Annotated in this window: 13 protein-coding genes; 11 read left to right on the top strand and 2 right to left on the bottom strand. The window is 45.2% G+C overall.

Annotation, left to right across the window (positions count from 1 at the left end; all coding sequences use genetic code 11):
* The first annotated feature begins 36 nt into the window (after nucleotides 1-36).
* The 7 genes from IRQ95_RS05055 (at nucleotide 37) to recR (ending at nucleotide 5,817) form a co-directional block, all read left to right on the top strand.
* Complete coding sequence (locus IRQ95_RS05055; protein WP_194435918.1) at nucleotides 37-1,140, top strand: response regulator; 1,104 nt, start codon at nucleotides 37-39, stop codon at nucleotides 1,138-1,140.
* Between the two features lie 154 nt (nucleotides 1,141-1,294).
* Nucleotides 1,295-1,426: a hypothetical protein gene (locus IRQ95_RS22290; RefSeq protein ID WP_267254476.1), complete on the top strand. Its 132-nt coding sequence runs from the start codon at nucleotides 1,295-1,297 to the stop codon at nucleotides 1,424-1,426.
* Between the two features lie 18 nt (nucleotides 1,427-1,444).
* Nucleotides 1,445-1,837: a YbaN family protein gene (locus IRQ95_RS05050; RefSeq protein WP_348541582.1), complete on the top strand. Its 393-nt coding sequence runs from the start codon at nucleotides 1,445-1,447 to the stop codon at nucleotides 1,835-1,837.
* A 146-nt stretch (nucleotides 1,838-1,983) separates the two neighbouring features.
* The gene (gene apt, locus IRQ95_RS05045) at nucleotides 1,984-2,529 is read left to right on the top strand and encodes an adenine phosphoribosyltransferase (protein WP_075708992.1); all 546 of its coding nucleotides are present in this window, start codon (nucleotides 1,984-1,986) and stop codon (nucleotides 2,527-2,529) included.
* 12 nt (nucleotides 2,530-2,541) lie between these two features.
* The gene (gene dnaX / locus IRQ95_RS05040) at nucleotides 2,542-4,767 is read left to right on the top strand and encodes a DNA polymerase III subunit gamma/tau (RefSeq protein ID WP_194435917.1); all 2,226 of its coding nucleotides are present in this window, start codon (nucleotides 2,542-2,544) and stop codon (nucleotides 4,765-4,767) included.
* A 103-nt stretch (nucleotides 4,768-4,870) separates the two neighbouring features.
* Nucleotides 4,871-5,200 (top strand): YbaB/EbfC family nucleoid-associated protein, encoded by a 330-nt coding sequence (locus IRQ95_RS05035; protein WP_075649825.1) that lies wholly within the window; start codon nucleotides 4,871-4,873, stop codon nucleotides 5,198-5,200.
* A 17-nt stretch (nucleotides 5,201-5,217) separates the two neighbouring features.
* On the top strand, nucleotides 5,218-5,817 hold the full coding sequence (gene recR, locus IRQ95_RS05030; RefSeq protein WP_194435916.1) for a recombination mediator RecR: 600 nt from the start codon (nucleotides 5,218-5,220) through the stop codon (nucleotides 5,815-5,817).
* Nucleotides 5,818-6,150: 333 nt separating this feature from the next.
* Here recR and aqpZ read toward each other — a convergent pair whose 3' ends face one another.
* Nucleotides 6,151-6,843 (bottom strand): aquaporin Z, encoded by a 693-nt coding sequence (gene aqpZ, locus IRQ95_RS05025; protein ID WP_194435915.1) that lies wholly within the window; start codon nucleotides 6,841-6,843, stop codon nucleotides 6,151-6,153.
* 303 nt (nucleotides 6,844-7,146) lie between these two features.
* On the opposite strand from aqpZ, the gene IRQ95_RS05020 reads away from it, so the two are divergent.
* Complete coding sequence (locus tag IRQ95_RS05020; RefSeq protein ID WP_075652729.1) at nucleotides 7,147-7,527, top strand: RidA family protein; 381 nt, start codon at nucleotides 7,147-7,149, stop codon at nucleotides 7,525-7,527.
* A 312-nt stretch (nucleotides 7,528-7,839) separates the two neighbouring features.
* Nucleotides 7,840-8,493, top strand: a complete 654-nt coding sequence (locus IRQ95_RS05015; protein ID WP_194435914.1) for a helix-turn-helix transcriptional regulator — start codon at nucleotides 7,840-7,842, stop codon at nucleotides 8,491-8,493.
* Nucleotides 8,494-8,648: 155 nt separating this feature from the next.
* Here the strand turns inward: IRQ95_RS05015 and IRQ95_RS05010 are convergent, their stop codons facing one another.
* Nucleotides 8,649-9,350 (bottom strand): GntR family transcriptional regulator, encoded by a 702-nt coding sequence (locus tag IRQ95_RS05010; RefSeq protein ID WP_194435913.1) that lies wholly within the window; start codon nucleotides 9,348-9,350, stop codon nucleotides 8,649-8,651.
* Nucleotides 9,351-9,635: 285 nt separating this feature from the next.
* Between IRQ95_RS05010 and IRQ95_RS05005 the strand changes: the two genes are divergently transcribed.
* Together IRQ95_RS05005 and IRQ95_RS05000 are read left to right on the top strand one after the other, a co-directional pair.
* Nucleotides 9,636-11,261: an alpha-glucoside-specific PTS transporter subunit IIBC gene (locus IRQ95_RS05005; RefSeq protein ID WP_194435912.1), complete on the top strand. Its 1,626-nt coding sequence runs from the start codon at nucleotides 9,636-9,638 to the stop codon at nucleotides 11,259-11,261.
* 84 nt (nucleotides 11,262-11,345) lie between these two features.
* The gene (locus tag IRQ95_RS05000; protein WP_194435911.1) at nucleotides 11,346-12,683 is read left to right on the top strand and encodes a 6-phospho-alpha-glucosidase; all 1,338 of its coding nucleotides are present in this window, start codon (nucleotides 11,346-11,348) and stop codon (nucleotides 12,681-12,683) included.
* Nucleotides 12,684-12,693 lie beyond the last annotated feature (10 nt).

The raw sequence follows: 12,693 nt of genomic DNA, 5'->3' as shown, positions 1-12,693 counted from the left end.
AGTGTCTTCGATGACTTAGATATGTGAGGCTGTACCATGCATAAGATTTCACAAGCGCGACTGTTGCCAGCAGGCAGTGTCTCTGCGCAAAAGAGACGTATTATGCTGGTGGATGATGATCCTATTTTTCGCCGAATCACGAGTGCCTATCTAGAAGCACAAGGATTTGAAGTAGTGGAAGCAGAAGACGGGTTGCAAGGCCTGAAATATCTTCGCGACTTAGAGCCTGATCTTGTTTTGTGTGATTTATCTATGCCGGTGTTAAATGGCGTAGAGTTTGTAGAAGAGGTGAGCGTTGCTTATCCTTCTCTACCAATGATTGTTGTGTCGGCGACAGAAAGCATTGCCGATGTTGCGAAAGTGGTGAAATGCGGAATCAAAGACTTCCTAACTAAACCAATCTCTAATCCGAATAATCTGGTCGACGCAATCGAGAGCACGCTAGAAGATGCAGACAATTATCTCATTGATCAGCGTGATTTTTCTTCCCAATGGTTTAGGGTTGATGGTGCAGAGTTACCTGAAGAACAGGAGCTGCATTGGCATCTCGATTATCTTGAAAGCCATCCCATAGCGGCAAAAGATTTTCTTTTAGCCCTGTTGCCAGAAAAAGATACCTCTCAAGGCAGTTGGCGCTGCAGTTATCGTTTATTGCAATCGACTGAAGTTATGCCTTTGGTGTTTGATTACGCTTGGGTAATGAATGGTCAATTCGTTTTCTATTTAATTGATTCAGATATGGAAAGTGGCCATGGAGCAGCAACGACTTTGTTGGTGCGAGCCCTGTTCCATGATTATGTTCGTGGGTTGAAGTCGCAAAATGCTAATTTGCGAGATTTAGTTGATATCATCGAGAAAGGAATGGCGTGCACAGAGTGCGCTGCCCCAATTGATGCGGTATTTGGGATTGCCAATGTGGCGGATGGTACGGTGAGTATTTTACCTGCCGGGCTTGATGTGAGTTTAGTCGCTAATAGTGATAGTGCGATTCGACCTGAATCCGGTCGTCGTCTTGGTGAGCGTGCACTGCGCAATCAACGACTCAGTGATGTGACGATAGGCCGACGCTGTACAATCAATTCTAGCCGTTTAGGTACCAGTAGCTTCTCTCTCGATATTAGTGACGTTTCTAAAAACTGATTGCTCTTCCTCGTTAATAACCCTATTTCCTCTCCGTGTTTGTCGGCACTATATTAAGGTATAGTGCCAAGTTCAACAAAAAGAACACAATTCGATAACAAAATTATTTCGATTTGAAACTTTTATCTTTTCCTTACAGATTTGAGATTGAGCAATGGCAGACAAAGATTTTAAAGAGCCTTATAATGTCTTTTACTTCCTTGGGTTTATCGCAGTACTACTGATCCCAACCTTACCAGCAACATTGACATGGATTCGCGTCTTTAACGGTTACGCTGGTTTTTAACTGAATTGGAGCTGAGCCATCGTTATTCGTCGTTTGTTGTATAACCTGATAGGTGGTCTCAGCTTGTGTTTAGGTGTCCTTGGCATCTTTCTTCCTGTATTACCCACAACACCATTTGTCCTTCTCGCTAGTGCTTGCTTCATGCGCAGTAGCCCGCGTTTTCATCGTTGGCTGAGCGAACACCCAACATTTGGTCCTATCATCTCTAATTGGCATCAACATCGTGCTGTTTCACAAAAAGTAAAACTGCGTGGCGCCATTGTCATGGTGGCAAGTTTTTCATTTTCTATCTATATCGTGCCGCATGATTGGTTAAAGATTATGCTAGCAGTGATGTTGGTGGTCTTGCTGAGCTGGTTTATTCGTTTGCCTGTGATAGAGCAACTTGCTGACCAAGAAGAAAATCACTAAGATTGGCGAGAAGTATGCCCACATATTTTCGTGGGCGTTTGTTTTTTCACCATAAGCTTTTTATGCTTTGAATAGGTGAAAACAATTAATTCGCAAGTCGTGAGCAAGAGTGATTACGACTGCGTAGCCAATCTTAAGAAAGAATTATGACGACTGAAACAATCTCATTGATCAAAGCAAGCATCAAAAGCATTGCTGACTACCCAAAACCAGGCATCCTTTTCCGTGATGTGACCAGCCTGCTAGAAGATGCACAAGCTTACCAAGCAACTATCCAGCTACTTGTAGATAAATACAAAGAGATGGGCTTTACCAAAGTTGTTGGTACAGAAGCGCGTGGTTTCCTATTTGGTGCACCACTGGCTCTAGAATTGGGTGTGGGCTTTGTTCCTGTGCGTAAACCAGGCAAGTTGCCACGTGAAACGGTGGCACAAACTTACGATCTTGAATACGGCACAGACACACTAGAAATCCACGTTGATGCGATCAATGAAGGCGACAAAGTACTAGTAGTCGACGATCTACTAGCAACAGGCGGTACCATTGAAGCAACAACTAAACTTATCCGCCAACTTGGTGGTGAAGTGGAACACGCAGCATTCGTTATCAACCTACCAGAAATCGGTGGTGACAAGCGCCTAGAGAAACTAGGTCTGAATGTTTACAGCATCTGCGAGTTCGACGGTCACTAATCGGAATAGTTCATGAGTTATCTTGCCTTAGCGCGAAAATGGCGACCAACCAAATTTAATGAAGTGGTTGGTCAGACCCACGTATTAACTGCTCTAGAGAATGCTTTAGCGCAGAACCGCTTACACCATGCTTACCTGTTCAGTGGTACGCGAGGGGTAGGTAAAACCACCATTGGTCGTTTGTTTGCCAAGGGTTTGAACTGTGAAACAGGGATAACCTCGACGCCTTGTGGTCAGTGTGATACTTGTCGTGAGATTGATGAAGGTCGCTTTGTTGACTTACTAGAGATCGATGCGGCGTCGCGCACCAAAGTGGAAGATACTCGTGAACTGTTAGATAACGTGCAGTACAAACCTGCACGTGGTCGCTTTAAAGTTTATCTAATCGATGAAGTGCACATGCTTTCGCGCCACAGTTTCAACGCGTTGTTGAAAACGCTTGAAGAGCCGCCTGAGTATGTGAAATTCCTTCTAGCGACGACCGATCCGCAAAAGCTACCGGTCACTATTTTATCGCGCTGTTTGCAGTTCCATCTTAAGCCAATCAGTGTTGATGATATTCATCAACAACTTGAGCATGTATTAAATCATGAAGGTGTTGGTTTTGAGCAGCGTGCACTAGGCATGATTTCTCATGCAGCTGACGGCAGTATGCGTGATGCTTTGAGCCTGACAGACCAAGCGATTGCTCTAGGTAATGGTCAGGTTCAAACTGAGCTAGTTAGCCATATGCTCGGCACCTTGGATACTGACCAAGCGCTGCATCTACTCGAAGCGATTGCGTCTAAGCAAGCTCAAACGGCAATGGATGCGATTTTGCGTTTAGCGCAAAATGGCGTCGAGTGGGATGGTCTACTCAACCAATTAGCGACGCAACTGCACCGCATTGCTATGTACCAAGCTTTGCCGTCAACACTAGACAAAGCGCAGCCTGACGCAGAAAAAGTGGAATTGCTGAGCCGTTCTCTTTCTCCTGAAGACGTGCAGCTTTACTACCAAATTGCTTTGAAAGGCCGCCAAGACTTACCGTTTGCTCCATCTCAACGTGTTGGTTTAGAAATGGTTGTGTTGCGCATGATGGCGTTTCGTCCTGCGCCTGCCAGTGCGAATGTTATTTCTACGCAAAGTGTAGAGCCACAGTCAACGGCTCCGGTAACCGCGGCTCCAGTAACATCGCCCCCGACTCAAACACAAGCAGCGACTCCGCCGCCTACTAATATGGCAGCACAAGCGCGTCCATCATTGCCGCCACAAGTAGCGCCACAGCAAGTGACATCGCAGCCAAGCGTAGCTCAACAGACGCCTCAGCCGATGCAGCAAGCCCCTGCTCAGCAAGCTCCTGTTCACGAAATTACTGGACAGCAAACTGCTCGCCCAATGGCGCCTGAGTATGATTTAGCACCACCACCAGAAGATTACTACGAAGAGTATGACTCAGCGCCAATCCAAGGCTCTGCCCCTGTACCAAGCGCACCGGTTCAGCCTACACCACAGCATGAGTCGACTCCGCCAGCACGCCCATCGATGGCGGGCTTGCGCCACCAATTGCGTTCGCAACGTACAGGTCAAGCGCCTGCTGGTGGCAATACGCCAAAAAAGGCTAATGCGACATCTGCCGCTAAAAAAGAATCAGTTCTCGATCGTGTAGCACAAAAACACGCGGGTTCTGCGCAGGTGTCGCTGCAAAAGCATGGCTTACCTTCTGTTCCAGTAACGGAGGAAAAAAAGGACGAGGCCTATCGTTGGACGCCTACTTCACCACAAGTCACGCAAGAGAAAAACGAGCTCACGCCAACGCAAATTAAACAGGCGCTAGAGCACGAAAAGACACCTGAAATGGCCAAGAAATTGGCTGATGAATCAGTAGAACAAAATGAGTGGGCAGCGTTAATCACTCGTTTGAATACAGCCAAATTAGTTGAGCAGCTTGCTCTGAATTCGTTTTATGAGAAGAATGGTTCAACCATTTCATTGACCCTTCGAGCAGAACAGGCGCACTTAAATACTGACCGAGCGCAAGCCGAATTGCTAGAAGCATTGAATGGTGAGCTGGGTGAAGAATGTCACCTAAGTGTCGAAATTGGCACTAAAGGTCAAACGCCGCTAGAGCTGCGTGATGCGCTCTACCAAGGTAAATTACAACAGGCATTTGACAGTCTAGAACAAGATCCTCATGTACAATTTATAGAGCGCCGCTTTGCTGCGGAGCTAGATAAAGATAGCGTTAGACCAGTTTAGGGTTGAAAGTAAGCCTTTTGGCCCCATTTAGTATTAAAACCACAAGCAGTTAGTAGAACCCGAATCGAGTAAGGTTTTGCTAAGCATAACCAGAGAGATAAACATGTTTGGTAAAGGCGGTATGGGCAACCTGATGAAGCAAGCCCAGCAAATGCAAGAGCGTATGCAAAAGCTTCAAGAAGAAATCGCAAATATGGAAGTAACTGGCGAGTCAGGTGCTGGCCTAGTTAAAGTGACTATCACTGGTAGCCATAGCGTACGTCGTGTAGAAATTGACGAGAGTCTAATGGAAGACGACAAAGAGATGCTTGAAGATCTAATCGCAGCGGCATTTAACGATGCGGCGCGTCGCGTAGAAGAAACGCAAAAAGAAAAAATGGCGCAAGTGACTGGCGGTATGCAACTACCACCAGGCATGAAAATGCCATTCTAATCACTGAAGGTTAGTAAATGCGCACCAGTCATATGCTGGAGCAATTGATGGAGGCCTTACGTTGTCTACCTGGGGTTGGCCCCAAGTCGGCTCAACGTATGGCCTTTCATTTGTTACAGCGAGATAGAAAAGGCGGCCTTCAATTGGCTGATGCACTAAGCCAAGCAATGACAGAGATCGGTCACTGCAGCGAGTGTCGTACCTTTACCGAAGAAGACGTTTGTCATATCTGTACGAATCCTAAGCGCCAAGAAAATGGTCAGCTCTGTGTGGTAGAAAGCCCTGCTGATATCGCAGCGGTGGAAGCGACAGGTCAGTTCTCAGGACGATACTTTGTTTTGATGGGGCATTTGTCTCCGCTTGACGGTATCGGGCCAAGTGATATTGGCTTGGATCTGCTAGATTTCCGCTTACGTCGTAGTGATATACAAGAAGTGATTCTTGCTACCAACCCAACAGTGGAAGGTGAAGCGACCGCTCACTATATCGCGGAACTCTGCCGCGAACACCAAGTTGATGCAAGTCGCATCGCGCATGGTGTCCCTGTCGGTGGAGAGCTCGAACTAGTCGATGGAACCACGCTGTCCCATTCTCTACTTGGACGCCACAAGCTTTAAAAAAACCGCCGAGAGGCGGTTTTTTTGTAGAGCGGATGCGGGATATGGGAACGTTCGGCTGTCGCCTCACTTACGGATGCGGGATGAGGGAACGTTCGGCTGTCGCCTCGCTCACAGATGCGGGATGTGGGAACGTTCGGCTGTCGCCTCACTCACGGATGCGAGATGTGGGAACGTTCGGCTGTCGCCTCACTCACGGATGCGAGATGTGGGAACGTTCGGCTGTCGCCTCACTTACGGATGCGAGACGTAGCGTCAGCGTTCTATCTTATCTTTCCGTAGCGAAGCGTTCCCAAATCCGTAGCGCTAGCGTTCCGTAGCAACGCGTTCTCTTTACCCTTCTTTGCCAGCAAGCATCTTGTAAGCCAATGCCCCTAAAGCCGCGCCAATGATCGGTGCGATCCAAAATAGCCATAGTTGACTGATAGCCCAATCGCCGACAAATACGGCCACGCCTGTACTACGTGCTGGGTTGACCGAGGTATTGGTTACTGGGATAGAGATGAGATGGATTAGGGTTAAACAGAGCCCGATCGCCAGCGGTGCAAATCCTTGCGGTGCACGAGAGTCAGTTGCACCCATAATCACAAGCAGAAACATCATTGTCATGACAATTTCGCACACCAAAGCGGCGACAAGTGAGTATTGACCAGGAGAATGTTCGCCATAACCATTTGCGGCAAAACCAGAAGCGGGCACATCAAATCCTGCTTGACCTGTGGCAATAATATAGAGCACGCCACCAGCAATAATCCCGCCGATAACTTGAGCAATAATGTAAGGGAAAACATCTTTTGCATCAAAGCGTCCACCAACCCACAATCCAACGGTGATCGCAGGGTTTAGATGACAACCCGAGATATGCCCAATCGCATAGGCCATGGTCACCACGGTTAAGCCAAACGCGAGCGATACGCCAAGTAGTCCGATGCCAACGTCGGGAAATCCGGCGGCAAGAACTGCACTACCACAGCCTCCTAAGACCAACCAAAATGTGCCAAAAGTTTCTGCTAAAAGTTTATTCATAGTGACAGGATCCTCTGTGAGAGTACCTGCTGAACATAGTCAAAGAATGTCACTTTTGCCTAATTTGCTTTTCTGGATTTTGCTATCGCAAGCGATTGTTAATTGAAAATTCGTATTAATTTGAATTTTTTGATTGGTATGAAATCAGAAATATTTGAGGATTTTTAGGTTATAACGTGAATTTTCATCAAAATGTGATCTAATTCGGTTGTTTTAATCATATTTTGTTGAGAGTATAGCCCCGTGATAAGTTGTTTCTCAAAACAATTTGATTAAAAAAATAAAATATATATGAGGAAAATCATGAAAAAAGTGATCAGCGCGGAACAAGCTCCAGCAGCGATTGGCCCATACTCACACGGCACTTCTTGTGGCGATATGATCTTTACTTCTGGTCAGCTACCTGTAGATGGCGCAACGGGTAAAGTAGTTGAAGGTGGTATCACTGAGCAGAGCGTTCAATCACTAACTAACCTTAAGCTTGTTCTAGAAGCAGGCGGCGGTAGCATCGACACAGTTCTTAAAACAACTTGTTACCTAGCAAACATTTCTGACTTCGCTGAGTTTAACAAAGTATACGCAGATTTCTTTAAAACTGACTGCCCAGCACGTAGCTGTTTCGCAGTTAAAGATCTGCCACTAGGCGTTCTTATTGAAGTTGAAGCGATTGCTCACAAACTATAATTGTTAATCACAATTCGCTTCGGTGAAATCACGGTCCACTAAAGGGTAATTTGGCAGCAATAGAATGATTCCCTCGTACATAGATACGCGCTATGTATCAGTTATTGAGTTTTCAAGGATTGAGAATGAGATAGCGCTTGCTGCAACTTCTAGAGGAAAGTGAAAGTAATCAATAACCTTGGTAATTAAATCAAGGTATAGTAAGCGAAGAGTTACATATTATGGTGAGCTTGGGCTTGACTACATGACTCATTACAGCCGGTTGCTGGAGTCTGTTTTCAAGCCCCATTTATTTTAGCTAAGGTAAGTAGATTGGAAATTAAAAAACTGACCAAAAGTGATTTAGATATCCTTCACTCGATGAAAAACGTGGTTGACGGAATTGCTCGCATGTATGGCGAACATACCGAAGTCGTGCTCCACAGCTTAGATGCCGAATCTCCGGCTATCATAAAAATCGCGAATGGCCATGTCACAGAACGAGGCGAAGGTGCGCCAATTACTAACTTAGCTTTAATGAAACTAAAAGAGGGCAAAGACGTCTCTGACTCGTACTTGACTAAAACGATGTGCGGCAAGACATTGCACTCAATTACAACCATTGTTAGAAACCCGAAAAATAAGCCGATCGGTTTGTTGTGTATTAACGTTGATATGGATGCACCTATTCAGTCATTCCTAAAAACGTTATTGCCACCTCGTACCGATAACGAGTTGGAGATGACATCGCCTGAGACTTTTGCCAGAAACATTGATGAGACGATTGAAAGTACCATCGATTCAGTGCAAACCGAGGTTTGGCAGAATGAAGCGATAGCTCCTTCAAAGCGTAATCGAGAGGTCGTCACACGCTTACATGGTTTGGGCGTATTTAAAATTAAAGATGCGGTGCTGATGGTTGCTAACCAATTAGGTATTTCGCGAGATACGATTTACCTTTACCTGCGTGAACTGGGTAACAATTGATACTGCTCTTTGAGGGTATCACATTGAGCCGATGAATTTTACATCGGTAAAATAAGCACAAACGATCGCCCTTCGGGGCGATTTTTTGTCTCTGTGGGATAGTATTCAGCGAGCAGTGAGAGCCTAAACCTTTATGGTTAGGCTCTCAAAAATAGCTATCCGCGTTTTAGATAATGCTTGTACGACATTGAGCCGGGTTTGGATGTAATTTTGGTGTATTCGAAGATACGACCATCTTTAAGAATGCCTGTCGACAAAATACACATCAGTGGTTTATTCGCGTCGACTTGCAATGTGTTACTCATATGTTCATCGGGCATGATGGCTTCAAAGTCTTGATATGCGCCATCAATTTCGAAACCCAGCTCTTGCTCCAAATAGCGATATTTTGAGTCCTCTAAAGACATCACGTTCATTTTTGGATACATCGCCGCGGGCATATACGAGTCTTCATAGACACAAGGCACGCCGTTAACGAGTTTAAATCGACGGATGAAATAAACTTTTTCATCTAAGCCAATCTTTAGTATCTCGGCAAGATCTTCGTCAGCTTCAATCAGTGAGAACTCACAAATTTTGTATTCCAGCTTAGTGGCCGGATCATTGACATACTCTTTAGTACTCTTCAAAGCTAGCATCGAGCTAACCATGGTTTTACCGATGATCGTTGTACCAGCCCCTTGGCGTTTTTCGACCATGCCAAGTGCCACTAGTTCGTCGATAGCTTTACGAATAGTAATTCTGCTTACAGAGTAATGCGCGATTAACTCTTTTTCAGTTGGTAAAGTATCACCAATTGAGAATTCTTCTGAATCGATGCGAGAACGTAGATCTTGCATCACCTTCTTATAAAGCATATTGCACCTCTCTTAAGGGCTGAATTTAGCACATTTAAATAGTACAAATCAATAACCTTTGAGCTCTATCACACATTTAAATTAGCGACTTAAAGTGAAAATGCGATTAATTGTTATTCATTGATGTTAAATATTGAGCGAAATCTCAAAATACATCTCTTATTTGTTACTGATCACGTTTAACATATCTTATATTTGTCATATCTATTTCTGGGGAGTAACTTAAATCTTGTCGAAAGACGGAACACTCTGAAAAAGATATATAACAAATTAAGGACCCTGCCCATGTTGAGTGCGATACAACGTTTAGGCGGAGCAATGTTTACCCCGGTTTTGCTGTTCCCGTTTGTTGGGATACTAGTCGGATTGACCATTGTTCTTAAAAACCCGGTTTTTGTTGGCGATCTAGCGGATAAAAACGGTCTGTATTATCAAGTGTTACAAGTCATTGAAGAGGGTGGCTGGACCATCTTCCGTAATATGGCGCTTTTATTCGCAGTTGGCTTGCCAATTGGTTTAGCAAAAACAGCTCACGCTCGCGCAGTTATGGTGGTGATGGTTTCTTACTTAACCTTCAACTACTTTGTTGGTGCAATGGGTGGGTTCTGGGGTGAATTCTTTGGTGTGGACTTTTCACAACCAATTGGCGGCACGTCAGGTCTAACTGAAATTGCAGGTATTAAGACTATCGATACCGGTATTTTTGGTGCCATTATCATCTCAGGTCTGGTGACTTGGATTCATAACCGTACGTTCGAAAAACAGCTACCTTCTTACTTAGGCATTTTCCAAGGTGCTTCTTTTGTCGCGATGATCTCATTCTTTGCCATGCTGCCAGCAGCTTGGTTAACCCTTTACGTCTGGCCAACAATTCAACACGGTATTTTAGGTCTCCAAACTTTCATGGTTGAGTCAGGTTCATTTGGTGTGTGGCTATATACATTCCTAGAGCGAATCTTGATCCCAACTGGTCTGCATCACTTCGTTTACGCTCCGTTTGTTTACGGCAACATTGCTACTCCAAATGGCATTGCAGTTGACTGGTTCACGAACCTAGAAATGTTTACTCAGTCTAGTCAAGCAATGGTGGATCTTTTCCCTGCAGGTGGCTTTGCCTTGCACGGTAACTCTAAGATCTTTGGTTGTACTGGTATTGCTCTTGCGATGTACCACACCGCAAAACCAGAAAACCGTAAGAAAGTTGCTGCACTATTAATCCCAGCAACACTAACAGCAGTGCTTGTGGGTATTACTGAACCACTAGAGTTTACCTTCCTATTTATTGCGCCATGGCTATTTGCGGTTCACGCAATTCTTGCAGGCACAATGGCTATGGTGATGTACAGCTTCGGCGTAGTCGGCAACATGGGTGGCGGTCTGATCGAATTTGCGACGGGTAACTGGATTCCGCTGCTTGGCAACCACACCAGCATGGTAGTAACTCAAATCGCGATTGGTCTATGTTTCACCGTGATTTACTACTTCGTGTTCAAGTTTCTCATCGTTAAGTTCAATGTGCCTATTGCTGGGCGCGGCGAAGGCGAACTGAAGCTACATACTAAAGATGATTTCAACAAGAAACATGGCATTACAGGCAAAGGTGCACAAGGTGCAAGCTCACTACAAGTTCAAGCCGTGGAAACCATGCAAGGCTTGGGCGGGGTAGAAAATATCGCGGACCTAAGTAACTGTGCAACGAGACTGCGCGTGACAGTAAAAGACCCAGCCAAGGTTGAATCAGCAGAATATTTTATGAGCACTGGCGCGGTGAACTTGGTTAAAAACGGTAATGCGGTACAAGTGATCATCGGTCTAAGCGTCCCACAATTGCGCGAGGAGTGCGAAAAGATAGTTAGTGTTTACAAAGCAGAACAGAAAGTGGATGAGCTAACACCCAGTCCGGCTAGTTAAAACCAAAATAAAAAATCTCAGTAATTAATTTAATAGTTATCAAATGGGCGGTTAAGACGCCGCCCAATCCAAAAGAGGCATATCATGAAAAAAGAATTCTCAGTAGTTATTGCAGGCGGCGGTTCAACATTCACTCCGGGCATCGTGATGATGTTGCTTGAAAACCAAGATCGTTTTCCGATCCGTAAGCTGAAATTCTACGATAACTTTGCATCGCGTCAGGAAACCGTTGCTGAAGCGTGTAAGATTCTACTTAAAGAACGAGCTCCACACATCGAGTTCTCTTACACAACTGATCCAGAAGAAGCGTTCACTGATATCGACTTCTGTATGGCACACATCCGTGCTGGTCTATACGCAATGCGTGAGCAAGATGAGAAGATCCCGCTACGCCATGGCTGTGTAGGTCAAGAAACTTGTGGTGCTGGTGGTATGGCTTACGGTCTACGTTCGATCCCTGCGGTAATCGAGATGATCGATTACATGGAAAAATACTCACCAAACGCTTGGATGCTGAACTACTCAAACCCAGCCGCTATCGTTGCTGAAGCTTGCCGTGTAATGCGTCCAAACTCAAAAGTACTGAACATCTGTGACATGCCAATTGGTATCGAAACGCGTATCGCAGAAATCTTGGGCTACGAAGATCGTAAACAGTTCGACATCATGTACTACGGTCTAAACCATTTCGGTTGGTGGAAAGAGTTTAAAGACGCGCAAACGGGTGAAGATCTGATGCCACGCATCAAAGAGTACATCAAAGAGTTTGGTTACCTACCACCAAGCGCGATGAATGGTGCTCAGCATACGGATGAGTCTTGGAAAGAGACCTTTATCAAGGTTCGCGATGTATACGCACTAGACCCAGAAACGATTCCAAACACTTACCTAAAATACTACATGTACCCAGACTATGTAGTAGAGCACTCAAATAAAGAGTTCACTCGTGCTAACGAAGTAATGGAAGGTCGTGAGAAAGAAGTGTTTACTGAGTGTCATCGTATTATCGCAGCAGGTACCGCGGTAGATACAACGATTGAAGTTGAAGAACACGCGTCTTACATTGTTGACCTTGCAACAGCTATTGCATTCAACACCAAAGAGCGCATGCTACTGATTGTCCCTAACAATGGTGCGATCAGCAACTTTGACCCAACAGCAATGGTTGAAATCCCATGTATCGTTGATAACACGGGTGCGAAACCACTACAAATTGGCGAAATTCCTGAGTTCCAAAAAGGTATGATGAGCCAACAAGTATCGGTAGAAAAACTGGTTGTTCAAGCTCACGTAGAACAGTCAAAACAACGACTATGGCAAGCGCTTACTCTGTCTGCAACGATCCCAAGTGCATCGGTAGCAAAAGCGATTCTAGATGACCTTTTAGAAGCCAACAAAGAGTTCTGGGTTGAAATGAAATAAGCCTAAACGC

The organism is Vibrio fluminensis (assembly GCF_015278125.1).
GTDB lineage: Bacteria > Pseudomonadota > Gammaproteobacteria > Enterobacterales > Vibrionaceae > Vibrio > Vibrio fluminensis.
The sequence above is the reverse complement of the archived record's forward strand: the minus strand, read 5'-3'. Positions and strand labels throughout refer to the sequence as shown.